Raw genomic sequence first — 16,961 nt, 5'->3', positions numbered from 1 at the left:
GTGAATACTTCTAAACTTAATGTAGGTGTACTGTTCTCACCTATTATAGCAAAATGATTCAAAAACGCTTAGCTAATAATTATGAATGATTTATGAACGATTACACCACTAAGAAAGTGAAAACATTACCATACGGATAGTGGTATGCTCACTTTCTACTGGTTTATGTTCAATTAACCGATTTTCCCTGTCTCTGCTAACACTCTTAATTGCTTTACTTCATGCTTTGTCAATTCACGATACTCTCCAGGTGCCAGGCCATATAAATCTAAAAAGGCAAAGCGCTCACGTTTTAATTTGACAACAGGTGTACCAATTGCCTCAAACATTCGACGCACTTGACGGTTTCGCCCTTCGTGAATGGTAATTTCACAAATTGCCTTACCTGCTTTCTCGTCAAAGGAGGTCATACTTACTATCGCTGGTGCCGTTTTACCATCCTCTAGCTTAATTCCTCGTTGCAGCTTTTTTAAACCTTCAATCGTCGGAACACCTTTAACACGCGCAATATAAGTTTTGTCGATTTTAAATTTCGGGTGTGTCAACATATAGGAAAATTCCCCATCATTTGTTAGCAACAATAGGCCAGATGTATCATAATCAAGACGCCCAACTGGAAAAATACGTTGCGGAATATGCTTAAATAAATCTGTGACAGTTTTGCGTCCTTTATCATCTGTGACAGCTGAAATGGTTCCACGAGGTTTATATAATAGGTAATAAACCTTATCCTCTTTTTCAAGTTTTACGCCCTCAACTTCAATCGTATCTGAGTTGGACACCTTTGTACCTAGCTCACGCACTACAACGCCGTTTACCTTTACTTTACCTTCTAAAATCAATTGCTCGGCCTTCCGCCTTGATGCAACACCTGCATACGCAATGACCTTTTGTAATCTCTCCATACTTTCACCTCTAGTTTTCATTCACACTGGCATTCATGCCAATTTATAAACCTTATAGAATCAGGTTAATTTTCCCGCTAATCTGTGAAAATTATGTCATACTTTTGTGTATTATTAAAGAAAAACTAATTATCAATGAGTAATTAGAGTATTTGAAATAATTTTTCATTAGCTAATTTCTATAATTTTTAACACCTAAAATTTACTTTAGATCCTTTTTATTCAGGTTTAGTATGCTCGTTTCTTTAAATGACAAATCGACTGTGTTTCTAAAATTTTTTTCTCAAAGGGATGTTCGAATGTCAAAAAAAATCAGCGTCTCGCTTTTAACGATCCGCTGATTCAACAGTTACTGCCTTTGCATATATTCGTTCCTCACCAATAAAAATCGATAGAACAGCCTCCTGACGTTTCCTTGAAACATGTAACACTTGCCTTACATTATCTTTTTCCTCTTTAGTTAGCTGTAAACGAATTGGTTGCTCTAAACGAATGGCTACCTTCTTGTTTACATTATATTTCCCTTTTTTCACCACTGTCTCAAGGTGATACTCTTCCCACACTTTATTAGCTAACCCACGATGTACATTCCAATCATCGGGTTCATTCAGCGTAACAACGATACAGGTTTGCCCATCTTTTTGAAAGGCGGTAGCAAGTGTGCGACCAGCGATCTTTGTAAAACCTGTTTTTCCAGCAAAGGCTGAACCCATTGCAGTTTTTAAGGAACTCACTGGCAGTTTGCTGTTGCTATCTAAGTCAGCAGCGGTCCCTGCTCCCTCTCTCAATAAACGATGTTTATTTTCCCAAAGCATTCCATTTTCTGTATTAGCTCGATATAAAACAGTTGAGGCGATTTTCTTGAATGTTTTATTTTGAAGGGCAATTCTTAGCATTTCTGCAGTATCCCTCGCTGATGATAGATGCTCATCATGGTGTAAGCCAGAAGGGTTCATAAAAACGGTATTTGTGAGACCGGATATAACAGCTCGCTCATTCATTAATTTGACAAATCCCTCTACTGACCCTCCAGCATGCTCTGCTAAAGCCGTGGCTGCATCATTTCCTGAGCGTAGCATTAAACCATATAATAACGTTTCAACCGTCACCTTTTCACCTGCTTGCAAGTAAATTGATGAGCCTTCTGCCATTGCAGCCCTTGGTGAAATAACCACTTCATCCTGTAGATTGCTATTTTCAATAGCAACAAGCGCTGTCCAAATTTTTGTTAGACTTGCAATGGGTAGCCGTGCATCACTATTTGATTCTAATAAAACACGGCCCGTATCCCCATCTAGGACAGCATATCCGCTCCCTCCTCTTGCTAGGCTGGTTTGCGGAAGCATAAGTATTAACCCGACTAACATAAACAATAGTACACGTACTAACCGAAGCAACGAGCCACTCCTTATTAAAAGTAATAGGAAAATATAAATAATATGAAATCCGATCTAATGGTAGGTTTTTTCCAACCATTTGATAGCTCAACTAATGGAACCTCTAAAAAAACGATCTTAGCTTCCATTTAAAAGGATTTTACTAGATGTTTTGTTAGATACATATTTATGTTGAAAGTAATGTTTGATATGCCTTAAATATTACTTTACTCCATTAAAAGTTTCTTGAAATTTCGTCATAAATAAGTCTGTTTCCTGCTCTGTTTCCACGTTATCCTCTTCAGGTAGAGGTGGCATTTCTTCAATACTATTTAAACCAAAGTAGTTTAAAAATTCTTTTGTGGTACCATAAAGAATTGCACGACCTGTCCCTTCTGAACGGCCAACCTCTTTAATTAATCCTCTAGAAACAAGCGTTTGTATAGGTCTTTCACACTTCACACCGCGTAAATCTTCTATGGCTACACGTGTAATCGGCTGCTTATAGGCCACAATCGCAAGTACCTCAAGTGACGCTTGAGATAATGATTGAACAGTAGGGTTTTCTACTAATCTTTGAATAGACTCTGCTAGTTCGGATTTTGTTATTAGCTGATAAACGCCTGCCATCTCTTTGACAGTTATGCCCCTCGCTAAATCCTCTTCATAGTTTGCACGTAATGCCTGCATAGCCTGTACAACCAGTTCTTCGGCCTCGCCTAGTAGCTGTGATAATTGTTTAATGGTTAAGCCATCATCTCCGACAACAAATAATAAAGCTTCAATTCTACTCTGTAGCATCATTGTTTTCGTCATCATCCCAATCCTCCTTCTGTAAGGTAACCGTTAATTCTTCAAAGTTACCGTCTTGCTCTACGATGACGACCTGACGTTTCATCAGCTCAAGTAGTGATAAAAACGTCAGAATAAGCGTTGGCTTATCTTCATAGGGAAAAAGCTCGAAAAATGATGCACGTCCACCTGTGGAACGTAATGAATCAACAACTGACCGCATTTGGTCACTCACTGAACGCTCCTGTCTCGCAACAGTTGTCTTTAATGGTTTTTTTAATTTCTTCCGACGCATCAGCTTTTGAAAGGCACCAAGCATATCATAGATGTTGATATTCATATCAAATAACGCCATTTGTTCATCTGAGGCCAGCCCTGATAAATCTGCTGGTGGTCGTGTAAATACCTGTGCTCGGTCTGTTTCAAGCTCTTGCAGATTACTAGCTGCTTCCTTATATTTCTTGTACTCAATTAAACGTTGTACAAGTTCCTCACGTGGGTCTGGTCCATCCACTTCCAATTCTGCATCCTCCAGCTCACCTTCATGAATTGGTAAAAGCATACGGCTTTTAATGGCCAGTAATGTTGCAGCCATCACTAAATATTCACTAGCCTCATTTAACTCCAGTACTTGCATAGCATGTATATGGTCAATATATTGTTGAGTAATTTCAGCCATTGGGATATCATAGATATCAATTTCCAGTCTGTGAATTAAATGCAATAATAAATCAAGAGGCCCTGAAAAGGCATCTAATTTTACTTCATAAGACATTGTTTTACCACCCTGTGTTTCTATGTTCTTTTAGTATAGTGGAAAGGAGTCCAAAATGCATCCACAGCATCATACTTTATTTATCGACTACTGCGCATATTTCAATGGCAATCAAGATTTTTTTGAATGTCATGAAGTTCTTGAGGAATACTGGAAGGATATTGCTCCAGGTGATAAAAAACATCCGCTCGTAGGATACGTACAGCTTGCAACAGGCCTCTATCATTGGCGACGTCACAATTATGCTGGTGCAGCACGTATCCTTGAGAAAGCAATCCATAATTTTCAATTTAATAGGAACAATATCTTTTTAACAGAAATTAACTACGATAAACTCATGTTACAACTTACCGAGGTACTTTCTGCTATTCACACAGGTAGACCCTTCCATGCCATTCAGTTGCCCCTTTCTCCTGCATTGGAAGATTTAACAACCGCTCGCATACAACTTTTACCAACTAGTAACGCTAACTATCTTCTTCATAAACATATGCTTCGAGATCGCTCACATATTCTTGCAGAGAGACAAGAAAGCAAACATAGAAAAAGCAGACGTTAATTTTCGTCTGCTTCTTCATCCATACAATTTATACATTTTCGAACAAATTTACGTGTTTCATCCGTTGCGCGCACACTTTCGAACTGACCAAGTTCAGCCACTTCCTGTAGCATTTCCTTCGCGACGCCCTCTCCTCTGTAAGAAGGGACTACGGATACATGTTGAATCGTAGCAATATTATTATCGTCTGTTACAAGTCCGACAATGCCAACATACTCATCGTTCTTTTTCCATAAATATAATACCCAGTTATCATTATTTTCATAGGAGTGGATTGTCTCTGTGAGCTTTTTTATGTCTTTTTCGTTAGGCATAAACGAGAGTAGCCCCATTGCTATTTTCTCGAAAGCTTTTTTATATCGAATTAACATATTTGTCTATTCCCTCTTTTTCTAGCTGTACATAATCTTTGACTATCCTACACGATTTGTACTTTTACCGCAAGCCAATTTCTGTCTTACGAACCAGGTCCAAGTATTCCTTTAGACGCCAACACCCAATAAAGCACGCCCCACAATAAGATAAAAATTGAAATGGACGCTAGTAAAACCCATTTATTTTTCCTCAAATTTACTCACCCTTTTTTAACGTAAGCGGGAGATCGTTTTGTACAATATCTTCATAACTTTCACGTCGAATTGCTAATTGATGTTTACCATCTTCTACGAACACTACAGCTGGACGTGGAACACGATTGTAGTTACTTGCCATAGAATATCCATACGCGCCAGTACAGAAGATTGCTAATACATCTTCAGAAGCTGCCTCCTGAAGTTTTGCATCGATAATTAATTTATCACCGGATTCGCAAAGCTTCCCAGCCACTGTATAAGTTTCACTTTTTGGTTCACTTGCTTTACTTGCAATAACAGCCTCATATTTCGCTTCATATAGTGCTGGACGGATATTATCACTCATACCTCCATCTACAGCAATATATTTACGAACATCTGGCACTGTTTTTTGTGAACCAATTGTATAAAGAGATGTACCTGCATCACCTACAAGTGAGCGACCTGGTTCAATCCAAATTTCTGGCATTTTAAGTCCAAGTACAGTCGCTTTATTTTTGACGACTGTAATCATATCTTCAACATATACTTGTGGCTCAAGAGGTGCATCTTCTTCTGTATAACGAATTCCGAAGCCTCCTCCTAAGTTTAACACAGTACATGTAAAATCGTGAACCTTGTGCCAATCCGAAATTTTATCGATTAATTTTTCCCCTGCTAGGCCAAAGCCTGCTGTGTCAAAAATTTGTGAGCCAATATGGCAGTGTAAACCTAGAAGTTCTAAATATTGATGGTTAAAAGTTTGTTGGAAAGCTTCATCTGCTTGACCATTATTTAAATCGAAGCCAAATTTAGAATCCGCTTGACCAGTCGTAATAAAATCATGCGTATGTGCCTCGACACCTGGAGTGACACGCAGTAAAATACGCATTTTTTGTTGGCGGCGCTCTGAAATTTCTTTTAATAACTGAATTTCATAGAAATTATCTACGACAATACAACCAATTTTGGCATCAAAGGCTAGCTCTAACTCAGCCATGCTTTTATTATTTCCATGGAAATGAATACGCTCAACAGGGAATCCAGCTTTTAACGCAGTAAATAATTCCCCTCCTGAAACTACATCTAACGATAAATTTTCCTCAGCCGCTAATTGATAGACAGCTACACATGCAAAGGCCTTTGAAGCATAAGCTACTTCTGCTTTAACGCCTAGTTTTTTAAATGTATCAATAAAGCCGCGTGCACGCTTACGAATAAGCGCAGTATCGTACACAAATAAAGGTGTGCCATATTCTTTTGCAAGCTCTAGTGTATCTACCTGTCCTATTGTTAAATGACCTTTTTCAGAAATTGCTTGTGTCCCATATAAATGCATGTGCATCTCTCCCTTTTCACATCGTTCCATCCTGTGATACATCACATGAATATTTTAAAATTATACTTGAGTATAATTTTATTTCGTTTGTTTGAATGCTTCAATACTTTTAAAGCTTTCAAACAATCCTTCATGTTTATCTCCGTTCACAAATTCGTATTGAATAAATCAATTTCGCCTTGGCGTAATTGCGTCTGGATTTTGAATTGTACCTGTACAATTCATTCCTTTGAAAATCCGTGACATCCGCCGGAGGCTTTATCTTCATTCAGTGGTGTTTGGACATCCATTGAAAAGGACCCAAATTGCATCATCTCTCTACCAGTAGAGGTGAGAGTCTTCTATTTCTGCCGCTACGCTTATGCGCATAAAACATTTGCCGCTTTGCTTTCGATACAAAAAACATTTACTGAATGAAGATAAACCATTTGTTGTATGAAGATAATTTTTGCAAAAATCACAAAATACTATATGTGAACTTTATCACATGAAAAAAACGAGTGCAACGGCTCCTATGATCTTTTTCGCTGCTTGGAATCGACTACATAAGGTCTTAAGGCATCTTCTGTCATTGGAAAACGGATAAGCACACGAAGCATTGCCTTTGGAAAGAACGGAATAAGCGGCCATAGATATGGCGCTTGCATCGGACGTATTGAACATAAATACGTAAATAATAGAAAAATACCTATAAATAACCCATTCACACCCCAGATTCCAGTCATTATTAACAACATTAGTCTAAAGATTTTAATGGAGATACCTAGCTCATATGATGGAATAATAAAGGTTAGAATAGCTGAAACGGCTGTATATAACACTACTTCTGACGAGAATAGCCCAACATCAATTGCAATCTGACCAATAATTACACCTGCAACTAACCCCATCGCAGTGGATAATGGTGATGGGGTATGAATGGCGGCCATCCTCAAAAATTCTATCCCTACATCTCCAACAAATACTTGCAGTAAAAGTGGAATATGGGATTTATCCTTTTCACCTAAAAAGGATAATGCATCAGGTAATAAAGATGGATTTGTTGCAAATACATACCATAAAGGTAATAATAGTAAACCCATTATTGCCCCAAAATATCTCATAAAACGAACAAACGTTCCTACTAATGGAGCTTGTCGATACTCTTCTGCATGCTGTAGTAAATGAAAAACTGTTGCAGGCACAATAATTACAGAAGGAGACGTATCGACAATAATGGCAATATGGCCCTCAAGTAAATGCGCTGCAGTAATATCTGGTCGTTCCGTATAACGTACAAAAGGAACAGGATGAAACTTTTGTTTAAACAACCATTCTTCTAGTGATTTATCAGTCATAGTCAAGCCATCATGATGAATTTGTCCTATGCGCTGTCGCAATTTATCGAGCGTTTCATCATTTGCAATACCCTTTATAAACGCTAGTGCGACATCGGTTTGACCGATTTCGGATATTTTATGTAGCTCGAAACGTAAATTGCTATTGCGAATTCGCCGACGAATCAAAGCAGCATTTTGAGAAATACCTTCAATAAAACCATCCCTAGAACCCCGAATAACTTTTTCATTGTCAGGCTCCTCAGGTGTACGTCCTGGATAGCTTCGAATCTCTGCAACATAGCCGTAACCACTTTTAGTTATAAAGACTACTTGTCCACTTAATATGGCTAATAAAATAGCTTCACGTTTTGTTTCCTCTGAACGGCCTTGGTAATTGAAATAGGCTTCAAAATATTCCTTTTCATCCTCAATGTCAACATCCTCTTCAGGTAACATATTAGAGAGTAATTGCGTTAACACTATCCCATCCACGAGTCCACTTATATATGCACAAAGAACCGGCAAATCTTTGACAAATAGATGCTTGAGTGAAACGTCAAATGATTCGCCGTCACCAAATTGCTCATTAAGAAAATTTACGGCTTCTTCTAAGCTGTTAAAAAGTTTATCTTTATCTGTCATGCTGTCACCATTTTCTTAGTTGTCTTTTTTTAGTTCTTCCTCTTCTATAGTGGCACTTGTGGCCATCCAGGTTTTTAATTGGGCAAGAATTTTTTTCTCTAAACGTGATACCTGTACTTGTGATATACCCAACCTATTGGCAATCTCTGTTTGGGTACAATCCGAGAAATAGCGCAAATAGATGATCGATTGCTCTCGTGGATCAAGCCTCGTTAATACCTCTTTAAGCGGAATATAATCAAAAGGCTGTTCAGATTTTTCATCCTTCATTTGATCCATTAATGTAATGGAATCTCCTTCACTTTCATACAATTGTTCATGTAAAGAAGCAGGATCTCTCAGAGCATCTGACGCTGTAACAATCTCCTCAGCCGTGACACCAAGTACCTGTGCTAATTCATGAATGGTAGGTGGGTGCTCATTATTTTTAATGAACTCATCAGTTGCGTGACGAATTTTAAAATTTAATTCCCGAATTGAGCGGCTCACCTTCACCATCCCATCATCCCTTAGAAAGCGTTGAATTTCTCCGATAATCATCGGTACTGCATAAGTCGAAAATTTCACATCATACGTTAAATCGAATTTATCCACGGATTTCATAAGACCTATACAGCCGATTTGGAATAAATCCTCAAGCTCCACGCCTCTAGTCGTAAAGCGTTGTACGATGGACCACACAAGTCTCGTATTTCCTTCTATCATACGTTTACGAGCCTCATGATCGCCCTGCTGCGCACGCGCAATTAAATCACGCATTTCTTCCTGTGACAATAGCTTATCGGACGACTGTTCTAACGGCTTCACAATCCTTACCTCACATTACCGGTGTGCGAACCGAGTAAAATTTCTTGGTAAATGTAACCGTTGTGCCCTCTTGCCATTTAGACATGACTGTTAATTGATCAGAAAAACTATCCATAATTGTGAAGCCCATGCCTGAACGCTCTAATGCGCTTTTCGTGGTAAATAACGGCTCCATTGCACGGCTCACATCTTCTATACCAGTACCTTTATCCATAACAGACACAGTAACAATATCATCCTCACGCTTTGCATGAACTGTAACAACGCCTTTGCCATCCTCTTCATAGCCATGAATAATAGCATTGGAAACAGCCTCTGAAACAACCGTTTTAAATTCAGATAGCTCATCAATTGTTGGATCTAATTGTGCGATAAAGCCCGTTACAGCTACACGTGCCAAAGCTTCATTTTCACTAATTGCTAAAAAAGTTAATGTCATTTCATTATCCATTTACAATCCCCCTAACTCGTTCAATCGCTTCTTCTTCTGTTGCATCCATCATCCATGGCCCTAGACCTGAAAATTGAAATACTTTTCGCATTGTCGGCGATGGATTTAATAAAATTGTTCGACCAGCCACTGCCTCTAACTCACGCATCCGACCAAGTACTAAACCTACACCTGAGCTATCCATAAAGGAAAGTCCCTCTAGGTTCCAAATAATTGTCGATACAGCTCCTTGAAAAATGGCTGTAGAAATTTTTGCTCGAATTTGCTCTACCGCATGATGATCGAGCTCCCCAAATAACCGTATTACCACAGTCTCTCTTGTTACCATTTCTAATTGAAAATGCATGAACATCGCCTCCTCCTCGTGCAATTCCACATTTGATGTGGTGATTCCTTGCGGCTGACAGAACTAGTGCAAAGTCTTCCGAAATAGTGTCAAATCGACATACTGATAGCTTTTTAGGTTAAGTGCAGTATGGGATAAATCAACAATTTTTAAACGCAAGAGACGTTTAATTCTTGAGTAAGTGAATCTATCCGTCATTTTGGCTCTTCTATCCATCTGTTTATTTAATCTATCTATTGATTCATTGAGTCTATCCGCCACTTTGGCCCTGTCTTTTGCTGCATGAAGATAAAAAGCGAGAACCCTCCTTCCCTAAAGAGAGTTCTCGCTTCAAATTATTTATGCAATTGTAAAAGCTTTCTGTACTTTATCCATTGCTTCCTCATCAATTTCGCGATTTGAATATAAATAAGCAATCGCCTCGCCCTTACTTACATGATCACCTTTTTTGGCAAGCAATTGGATACCAGCGTCGTAATCAAGCTCCGATTCCTTCGTTAATCGACCCGCACCAAGTGAAACACTAGCTTCACCGATTAACAGGGCATTAACTGTTGCTATAGTGCCTTCAGCAGGCGCTTTGACAGCTACTTTATTCATTGTATCTTTCTGCACAATATCGTCTAAATCGCCGCCCTGTGCCACAATAAATTCTTCAAATTTTGCTGCTGCTGAACCGTCCTCTAACACACGCTTCACGGCTGCTGTTGCCTCTGGTTCATTTACACCAGCTGCAACCTGGTACATTAATGAGGAGATAATTGTACATTCCTCAAGAAGATCCTCATGTGTCTCATCCATATGACCTTTAAGTAACGCATAAGCCTCAACTACTTCTAGCTTATTTCCAATCATTTTACCTAACGGATTATCCATATCGCTTATATGAGCAACAACTTTTCGTCCTAGCTTTTCACCAATTGCAGTCATCGTGTCAGCTAAAACTTGAGCTTCCTGTTCCGTCTTCATAAATGCTCCTGAACCGCATTTAACATCTAATACAATGCCGTCAGCACCACTTGCAATTTTCTTACTCATAATTGATGCTGCAATTAGCGGAATGGAATCGACAGTACCTGTCACATCTCGCAACGCATACAGCTTTTTGTCAGCAGGGACAAGATTACCTGTCTGACCAGCCACCGCAATTTTATGTTTATTGACATTGTCGATAAATTCCTGTGAGGAAAGCTCCGTCTTAAGCCCTCGAATAGATTCTAATTTATCGATCGTTCCCCCAGTGATCCCCAGACCCTTACCACTAAATTTTGCTACCGGAATACCTAATGCAGCAATTATTGGTGTGACAATAAGTGTAACTTTATCACCTACTCCACCAGTTGAGTGTTTGTCTATTTTAAAGCCTTCAATAGATGTTAAATCAATTACATCACCGGATTCTATCATTGCCTTTGTTAAATAAAATGTTTCATCATCTGTCATACCCAATAATCGAATTGCCATTAGTAAAGAGCTTGCTTGATAGTCAGGGATTGAACCAGTAGTATAGCCTTCTACAAAATACTGAATTTCAGCCTGTGATAGCTCCTTGCCTTGTTTTTTCTTTTCAAACAGCTGTGCCATATTCATACGAAAACCCCCTATTTCAGTTCATTTAAGAAACTTTTACCGAATGCTGGTGCTTCAACGTTGAAATTTTCAGCAATTGTTGCTGCAATATCTGCAAACGTTTCGCGCAGAGCAAGCTCATGTCCACCATTAAAACGTGGTGAATAGATAATTAATGGTACAAATTCGCGTGTATGATCTGTACCATGGAATGTTGGATCATTTCCGTGGTCGGCTGTAATAATTAGCAAATCATCCTCTGTCATAGCCTCAGTAATTTCTGGTAATCGAGCATCGAATTCCTGTAATGCATTTCCATAGCCTAATGGATCACGGCGATGTCCGAAATTGGCATCAAAGTCTACTAAGTTTAAGAAGCTAATCCCGTGGAAATTACGGCGCACAACCTCCGCAAATTTATCCATACCATCCATATTATTTTTCGTACGAACTGCATCTGTGACACCTTCACCGTTGAAAATATCAGAGATTTTGCCGATAGCGATTACATCAAAGCCTGCATCCTTTAATACATTCATCGTTGTACGACCAAAAGGCTTTAACGCGTAGTCATGACGATTAGATGTACGTGTGAAGTTCCCAGGCGTACCGATAAATGGACGGGCTATAACACGACCAACTAAATATTCTGGTTGAAGCGTTAGCTCACGTGCAATTTCACAAATTTTATAGAGCTCCTCCACAGGAATAATTTCTTCATGTGCAGCAATTTGCAGAACTGGGTCAGCTGAGGTATAAACAATAATGGCACCTGTCTCCATATGCTCCTTACCAAAGTCCTCGATGACTTGTGTACCACTTGCAGGTTTGTTACACAGTACTTTACGGCCTGTGCGTTTTTCGAGCTCCGCAATTAATTCTGCAGGGAACCCTTCCGGATACACTTTAAAGGGTTTATCAATATTTAGCCCCATGATTTCCCAATGTCCAGTCATTGTATCTTTACCAACTGATGCTTCCTGCATTTTTCCATAGTATGCTTTTGGTTCTACTGCTGCCTGCATACCTTGTAGTGGTTCAATATTCGCTAAGCCCAAAGCCTCCATATGTGGCATTGTAAGCCCATTCATTTTTTCAGCGATATGACCAAGTGTATGTGCACCAACATCGCCAAAGTTTGCTGCGTCTGGAGCTTCACCAATTCCCACTGAGTCCAAAACTACTACATGAATTTTATTAAATGGTTTATTCATAATTGTTGCCTCCTAATCTCATGACTCTATTTTACCAAAAAAAAGCGAAAAATAAAGGTCAGACATCCGACTAACATACAATTTACATTCTTAAGCTCGTGGATGAAACTGCTTATAAACTTCTGATAGTCTTGTTTTACTAATATGTGTATAGATTTGTGTTGTGGAAATATCCGCATGACCAAGCATCTCCTGCACGGCTCGTAAATCCGCACCGTTTTCTACTAAATGCGTTGCAAATGAATGACGCAATGTGTGTGGTGTTAATTCATGTTGAATGCCTGCCTTTAAAGCATGCTCCTTCATTAATTTCCAACAACCCTGTCTTGTTAAACGTTTCCCTCGTTGATTGATAAAAAAAGCATCGGTTTTTGGGTATTTTCCTTGTAATTGACCACGAGCACTATTTAAATAATGATTTAATGCAGAAAGAGCGCTTTTTCCAAGGGGGATAATACGCTCCTTTCCTCCCTTACCGAAAACGCGGACAAAGCCCATTGTTAGATGAATATCTGATATGTCCAATGCAATTAGCTCACTAATTCGCATCCCTGAGCCATATAACAATTCCAGCATAGCCACATCACGCACACCCTGAGGCTTGCTGCGATTAGGTGCCATTAATAATGCTTCAATTTCTTCAATAGAAAGGATATTTGGTAGCTTTTGCTCAATTGTTGGCATTTCTAAATGCACTGTTGGGTCTGTTTCAGCACGCTTTTCTCGCAGTAAAAATTGGTGGAAGCTACGGATAGAGGAGATATGGCGGGCAACGGTACGACTTGTCTTCCCCTGCATCCGTAATTGCTCCAAATGACGTAAAATGATTGTTCTCTCCACCTTGCGGAAATCTGACATTGCCTCTACTTCCTGCAAAAAACTCACATACGTTTCTAAATCTCGGCGATAGGATGCTAAAGTATTGTCAGATAACTGCCGTTCAACTTGGATAAAATGGATGTAATCCTCTATTGCATATTGAAATTCATTCATCACAACGCCCCCTCTAACTGTCAATTATTCTCTATTTTAGCACGCATCCAAAAATTGTGCTTAAATGCCCACCTGAACCATTCATCCATCTCTCATGGAGTGGCTATGTAGGCAAAAAACAAAAAACTGCCCGATTCAATCTAGAACTTAAGATTAAAACAGACAGTTTCTCGTTATTTTTCTTCATTCGATTCGTCGTTTTTATCATGACAGCGCCAGCAAATGCCGTGGAAAGTTAGTCGGTGATCCTTAATGATAAAGTTCCAACGTTTTTCAACAACAGCTTCCACATCTTCAAGTAAATCTTCTTGAATTTCATCTACCGCACCACATTCGATACAAACCAGATGATGGTGGAAATGCGCAGCACCTTCTTGGCGTAAATCATAGCGTGATACGCCATCGCCAAAGTTGATTTTGTCGACAATTTTGAGCTCAGTTAGTAACTCTAACGTTCTATAGACAGTGGCTAGACCAATCTCAGGTGCCTTTTCTTTTACTAAAAGATACACATCTTCTGCACTTAAGTGGTCTTCTTCGTGCTCAAGCAGTACAGCAACTGTTGCTTCTCGCTGCGGCGTCAGCTTATAACTTGCACTATGCAACTGTTTTTTTATTCGGTCAATTCGGCTCTCCATGTGACGCCCCCCTAAACTCTTTCCATTATACCAAAGGAGTAAATCCTATTACAAGATAGTGAATAGATTTCAAATATGCTTTTGCAAGTTTTTACATCATGCTAACTTTGTGAATGTGAACCTATTATTTTAATACATATGAAATAACAATAAACTCAGCCACTATTATGATGAAAAACGCAACAAAATTCAACAAAATTGTCCGACCAGGTACCATTTTCCCGATTTTTCGCTTTGACCAAGCAGGTACAAGTAAATTGCATAGGATTAGCAACAATATACAATAGATGAGCTGAAATGGAAACCACCAAATCGTATAAACCCAAAAAGCTTCAAGTTTTTGTAATAAAAAAACAGAACTAAAGCCAAAAAAGGTTGCACGTATCGCCACTGTTACACGCACTAACACCTTTAAGACACTATGGGTAGCCAGCAATAATACAAGAGCTACTGAAACGGCAACTGGTAGTACTAATCGAAATATAGAATGCCTGTCCCCATCTGCTAAACGAGGTTCTATAAATAATATAAAAGGCTCCGCATTCGGTCCACCGATAATATGAAAGAAGATAACGCCACAAACAAAGCTCACAGCTATAATGGAAGAGTGATAAAATATAGACACCGTACGAGACATAAACATGCTCCTTTTCTATCAAGGTTTGTACAGCTTATGCTCGTCCGTCTCTATTATGCTAAAGATTATTTTCTTATTGTGTCGCAAGCCAAAGTACTGCAAACGCTGTTTTAGCATCATATATACGCCCATCTACAATCATCTGTTGGGCTTCTTCCAACGAAACTTCTAATAATTCGACAAACTCATCTTCATCTAAATCTGCTTTATTGTCAATTTTATATAAATCTTTTGCGATAAAAAGATGAATCACCTCATCTGCAAAGCCTGGAGAAGTTGCGAATGCTTGTAAAAAGGTAAAGCTTTGAGCACCATAGCCCGTTTCCTCCTCTAACTCTCGACGTGCTGTCACTATTGGCTCCTCACCAGGTTCAAGCTTCCCAGCTGGAATTTCAATAATTGACCGTTCAAGAGCTTTACGATACTGCTCTACTAACACTAATTTACCCTCAGCAGTAACAGCAATCACCGCTACGGCTCCTGGATGCTTAATAATTTCACGTTTCGCCACCTGTCCATTTGGTAATGTGACATCATCAATTTGTAGCTTCACAATTTTTCCGTCATAAATAGCTGTAGTCTTTATTGTTTTTTCCTCAAACTTTTTCATTGACGATTACCTCACTTGTTCTTCAGATATGTTCATTGTACCATTACAGATAGAGAAATCGAAGGAGGTCATTCACATGAAAAAAAGACAGCTTGGTTCTAGTGAATTATTTATTTCTGAAATCAGTTTAGGAGGTATGTCTCTTTCGACAGATAAGAAAAAGGCTACTGGTATTATCGATATGGCACTGGATGCCGGCATTAATTATATCGATACAGCCGATTTATATGATTTTGGGGCAAATGAGGAAATGATTGGCACAATTTTAGGGAAACGTCGTCAGGATGTTATCGTAGCTACGAAGGTAGGTAATCGATGGACGGAAGGCTATGAAGGATGGCATTGGGATGCATCACCTTCCTATATAAAGGAAGCTGTGTGCGCTAGCTTGAAACGACTTGGTACTGATTATATAGATGTTTATCAGCTACATGGTGGTACCTTTGAGGATGATTGGGATGGAATCATAGAGACTTTTGAAGATTTAAAAACGGATGGTCTAATCAGAGAATATGGTATTTCATCTATTCGACCAAATGTACTTAAACGTTTTTTACCAGCAAGCTCAGCGAAAAGTGTGATGATGCAATATAGTGCCTTGGATCGTCGTCCAGAGGAATGGCTCGATTTTATCGCTAAAGAAGGTGCTTCTGTTGTAACTCGTGGCACTGTTGCAAAGGGTTTACTAACGAATAGCTGGCAAGAGCGTTTGCAGCACGGTAGCGGCTTTAACACATACACAGCTGAGGAATTAACAACAGCACTAACAAACTTAGCCTCACATCATAATGATTTACATGCACTAGCCATTGCCTTTAATCTAAAGGAATCTGCTATTGCCTCAACTGTGATTGGTGCAAGCTCTCAGGAACAGCTAGCGCAAACTCTAGCTGCCTATGAAAAAATAGATTCCATAACGAACTTTACAGTAGTCAACGAGCTAACAAAAGCGGAACTCTATCTAGAACACCGATGAAGAAATGGCTTGTCTTAGTAGTATTTTTGTTGGTGCTTATTATTTCATCTAGCATGACCTATGAGCAGCAAAGCATACTACCAGAATTAGAGGATATCTTAGTAAATAAACCTTTTGAGAAACAATTATCTTTATTACACATTCCCTATTGGGATACGGTCGTTTCTGTGGAAGAGCGTGGTTATTTTAAATTTGTAGAGTTTTTAATTCGAAAACTAACGCATTTTGTGGGATTCGGTTGCATTGCACTTGGAATTTACTTTGCATGGGGCAAACGTCGATTTCCGGCATTAGTCGCAATTGTAGGAACAGCTATCATTGCCATACTTGATGAGTTTCGTCAAAGCTTTACACCAGGACGAATGATGAGTGGGCAGGATGTCCTTGTCGATACAGCTGGCGCCATTGTTTTTGTGGGTATTGTTGTGTTTGTTAAGAAATTAAGAAAGTAGAGCATTTTAT

19 protein-coding genes are annotated in these 16,961 nt (G+C 39.1%); 3 read left to right on the top strand and 16 right to left on the bottom strand.

Annotated elements, in window-relative coordinates:
* Positions 1-173: 173 nt before the first annotated feature.
* The 4 genes from QNH24_RS06765 to QNH24_RS06750 all read right to left on the bottom strand — a co-directional run bounded on the left by QNH24_RS06765 (position 174) and on the right by QNH24_RS06750 (position 3,848).
* A complete protein-coding gene (locus QNH24_RS06765) occupies positions 174-905 on the bottom strand; it encodes a pseudouridine synthase (protein WP_283871319.1) in 732 nt (243 codons plus the stop codon).
* A gap of 326 nt (positions 906-1,231) precedes the next feature.
* Positions 1,232-2,302 carry a D-alanyl-D-alanine carboxypeptidase family protein gene (locus QNH24_RS06760; RefSeq protein ID WP_283871318.1) on the bottom strand — a complete coding sequence of 357 codons (1,071 nt, stop codon included), beginning with the start codon at positions 2,300-2,302 and terminating at the stop codon, positions 1,232-1,234.
* A 201-nt stretch (positions 2,303-2,503) separates the two neighbouring features.
* The gene (gene scpB / locus QNH24_RS06755; RefSeq protein WP_283872760.1) at positions 2,504-3,097 is read right to left on the bottom strand and encodes an SMC-Scp complex subunit ScpB; all 594 of its coding nucleotides are present in this window, start codon (positions 3,095-3,097) and stop codon (positions 2,504-2,506) included.
* Complete coding sequence (locus QNH24_RS06750) at positions 3,069-3,848, bottom strand: segregation/condensation protein A (protein WP_283871317.1); 780 nt, start codon at positions 3,846-3,848, stop codon at positions 3,069-3,071. The genes scpB and QNH24_RS06750 overlap by 29 nt, the downstream gene beginning before the upstream one ends.
* 55 nt (positions 3,849-3,903) lie before the next feature.
* Between QNH24_RS06750 and QNH24_RS06745 the strand changes: the two genes are divergently transcribed.
* A complete protein-coding gene (locus tag QNH24_RS06745; RefSeq protein WP_283871316.1) occupies positions 3,904-4,407 on the top strand; it encodes a DUF309 domain-containing protein in 504 nt (167 codons plus the stop codon).
* On the opposite strand, the gene QNH24_RS06740 is transcribed toward QNH24_RS06745, so the two are convergent.
* The 12 genes from QNH24_RS06740 to QNH24_RS06685 form a co-directional block, all read right to left on the bottom strand.
* Entirely contained in the window at positions 4,404-4,778 is a 375-nt protein-coding gene (locus QNH24_RS06740; protein WP_283871315.1) for a GNAT family N-acetyltransferase, read from the bottom strand. The two genes, QNH24_RS06745 and QNH24_RS06740, sit on opposite strands and share 4 nt — an antisense overlap.
* A gap of 199 nt (positions 4,779-4,977) precedes the next feature.
* On the bottom strand, positions 4,978-6,297 hold the full coding sequence (gene lysA, locus QNH24_RS06735) for a diaminopimelate decarboxylase (protein ID WP_283871314.1): 1,320 nt from the start codon (positions 6,295-6,297) through the stop codon (positions 4,978-4,980).
* A gap of 512 nt (positions 6,298-6,809) precedes the next feature.
* On the bottom strand, positions 6,810-8,258 hold the full coding sequence (locus tag QNH24_RS06730; protein WP_054772223.1) for a spore germination protein: 1,449 nt from the start codon (positions 8,256-8,258) through the stop codon (positions 6,810-6,812).
* A gap of 15 nt (positions 8,259-8,273) precedes the next feature.
* A complete protein-coding gene (gene sigF / locus QNH24_RS06725; protein ID WP_430675486.1) occupies positions 8,274-9,017 on the bottom strand; it encodes an RNA polymerase sporulation sigma factor SigF in 744 nt (247 codons plus the stop codon).
* A gap of 58 nt (positions 9,018-9,075) precedes the next feature.
* A complete protein-coding gene (gene spoIIAB, locus QNH24_RS06720; RefSeq protein ID WP_054772225.1) occupies positions 9,076-9,516 on the bottom strand; it encodes an anti-sigma F factor in 441 nt (146 codons plus the stop codon).
* A complete protein-coding gene (spoIIAA, locus tag QNH24_RS06715) occupies positions 9,509-9,862 on the bottom strand; it encodes an anti-sigma F factor antagonist (RefSeq protein WP_054772226.1) in 354 nt (117 codons plus the stop codon). The genes spoIIAB and spoIIAA overlap by 8 nt, the downstream gene beginning before the upstream one ends.
* A 339-nt stretch (positions 9,863-10,201) precedes the next feature.
* On the bottom strand, positions 10,202-11,452 hold the full coding sequence (locus QNH24_RS06710; protein WP_283871312.1) for a thymidine phosphorylase: 1,251 nt from the start codon (positions 11,450-11,452) through the stop codon (positions 10,202-10,204).
* An 11-nt stretch (positions 11,453-11,463) separates the two neighbouring features.
* Positions 11,464-12,645, bottom strand: a complete 1,182-nt coding sequence (gene deoB / locus QNH24_RS06705; RefSeq protein WP_283871311.1) for a phosphopentomutase — start codon at positions 12,643-12,645, stop codon at positions 11,464-11,466.
* 90 nt (positions 12,646-12,735) lie between these two features.
* Positions 12,736-13,638, bottom strand: coding sequence for a site-specific tyrosine recombinase XerD (gene xerD / locus QNH24_RS06700; protein ID WP_283871310.1), 903 nt, complete (start codon positions 13,636-13,638; stop codon positions 12,736-12,738).
* Positions 13,639-13,811: 173 nt separating this feature from the next.
* Positions 13,812-14,276: a ferric iron uptake transcriptional regulator gene (fur, locus tag QNH24_RS06695; protein WP_004232171.1), complete on the bottom strand. Its 465-nt coding sequence runs from the start codon at positions 14,274-14,276 to the stop codon at positions 13,812-13,814.
* 124 nt (positions 14,277-14,400) lie between these two features.
* Complete coding sequence (locus QNH24_RS06690; RefSeq protein WP_283871309.1) at positions 14,401-14,913, bottom strand: hypothetical protein; 513 nt, start codon at positions 14,911-14,913, stop codon at positions 14,401-14,403.
* A 73-nt stretch (positions 14,914-14,986) separates the two neighbouring features.
* Complete coding sequence (locus QNH24_RS06685; protein ID WP_283871308.1) at positions 14,987-15,523, bottom strand: NUDIX domain-containing protein; 537 nt, start codon at positions 15,521-15,523, stop codon at positions 14,987-14,989.
* 76 nt (positions 15,524-15,599) lie between these two features.
* Between QNH24_RS06685 and QNH24_RS06680 the strand changes: the two genes are divergently transcribed.
* Positions 15,600-16,499, top strand: a complete 900-nt coding sequence (locus tag QNH24_RS06680; protein ID WP_283871307.1) for an aldo/keto reductase — start codon at positions 15,600-15,602, stop codon at positions 16,497-16,499.
* Complete coding sequence (locus QNH24_RS06675) at positions 16,496-16,951, top strand: VanZ family protein (RefSeq protein WP_283871306.1); 456 nt, start codon at positions 16,496-16,498, stop codon at positions 16,949-16,951. Before QNH24_RS06680 ends, QNH24_RS06675 begins: the two co-directional genes overlap by 4 nt.
* Positions 16,952-16,961: the final 10 nt, after the last annotated feature.

Source organism: Lysinibacillus pakistanensis (assembly GCF_030123245.1).
GTDB lineage: Bacteria > Bacillota > Bacilli > Bacillales_A > Planococcaceae > Lysinibacillus > Lysinibacillus pakistanensis.
Note: the sequence above shows the minus strand (reverse complement) of the source record. Positions and strands in the feature narration are given on the sequence as shown.

What these genes read in the sequence shown, in the direction of transcription:
- QNH24_RS06765 (WP_283871319.1), bottom strand. Translation starts at nt 905, where the DNA reads ATGGAGAGATTACAAAAGGTCATTGCGTATGCAGGTGTTGCATCAAGG.
- scpB (WP_283872760.1), bottom strand. Translation starts at nt 3,097, where the DNA reads ATGACGAAAACAATGATGCTACAGAGTAGAATTGAAGCTTTATTATTT.
- QNH24_RS06750 (WP_283871317.1), bottom strand. Translation starts at nt 3,848, where the DNA reads ATGTCTTATGAAGTAAAATTAGATGCCTTTTCAGGGCCTCTTGATTTA.
- QNH24_RS06745 (WP_283871316.1), top strand. Translation starts at nt 3,904, where the DNA reads ATGCATCCACAGCATCATACTTTATTTATCGACTACTGCGCATATTTC.
- QNH24_RS06740 (WP_283871315.1), bottom strand. Translation starts at nt 4,778, where the DNA reads ATGTTAATTCGATATAAAAAAGCTTTCGAGAAAATAGCAATGGGGCTA.
- lysA (WP_283871314.1), bottom strand. Translation starts at nt 6,297, where the DNA reads ATGCATTTATATGGGACACAAGCAATTTCTGAAAAAGGTCATTTAACA.
- QNH24_RS06730 (WP_054772223.1), bottom strand. Translation starts at nt 8,258, where the DNA reads ATGACAGATAAAGATAAACTTTTTAACAGCTTAGAAGAAGCCGTAAAT.
- sigF (WP_430675486.1), bottom strand. Translation starts at nt 9,017, where the DNA reads ATGCGTGATTTAATTGCGCGTGCGCAGCAGGGCGATCATGAGGCTCGT.
- spoIIAB (WP_054772225.1), bottom strand. Translation starts at nt 9,516, where the DNA reads ATGGATAATGAAATGACATTAACTTTTTTAGCAATTAGTGAAAATGAA.
- spoIIAA (WP_054772226.1), bottom strand. Translation starts at nt 9,862, where the DNA reads ATGCATTTTCAATTAGAAATGGTAACAAGAGAGACTGTGGTAATACGG.
- QNH24_RS06710 (WP_283871312.1), bottom strand. Translation starts at nt 11,452, where the DNA reads ATGAATATGGCACAGCTGTTTGAAAAGAAAAAACAAGGCAAGGAGCTA.
- deoB (WP_283871311.1), bottom strand. Translation starts at nt 12,645, where the DNA reads ATGAATAAACCATTTAATAAAATTCATGTAGTAGTTTTGGACTCAGTG.
- xerD (WP_283871310.1), bottom strand. Translation starts at nt 13,638, where the DNA reads ATGAATGAATTTCAATATGCAATAGAGGATTACATCCATTTTATCCAA.
- fur (WP_004232171.1), bottom strand. Translation starts at nt 14,276, where the DNA reads ATGGAGAGCCGAATTGACCGAATAAAAAAACAGTTGCATAGTGCAAGT.
- QNH24_RS06690 (WP_283871309.1), bottom strand. Translation starts at nt 14,913, where the DNA reads ATGTCTCGTACGGTGTCTATATTTTATCACTCTTCCATTATAGCTGTG.
- QNH24_RS06685 (WP_283871308.1), bottom strand. Translation starts at nt 15,523, where the DNA reads ATGAAAAAGTTTGAGGAAAAAACAATAAAGACTACAGCTATTTATGAC.
- QNH24_RS06680 (WP_283871307.1), top strand. Translation starts at nt 15,600, where the DNA reads ATGAAAAAAAGACAGCTTGGTTCTAGTGAATTATTTATTTCTGAAATC.
- QNH24_RS06675 (WP_283871306.1), top strand. Translation starts at nt 16,496, where the DNA reads ATGAAGAAATGGCTTGTCTTAGTAGTATTTTTGTTGGTGCTTATTATT.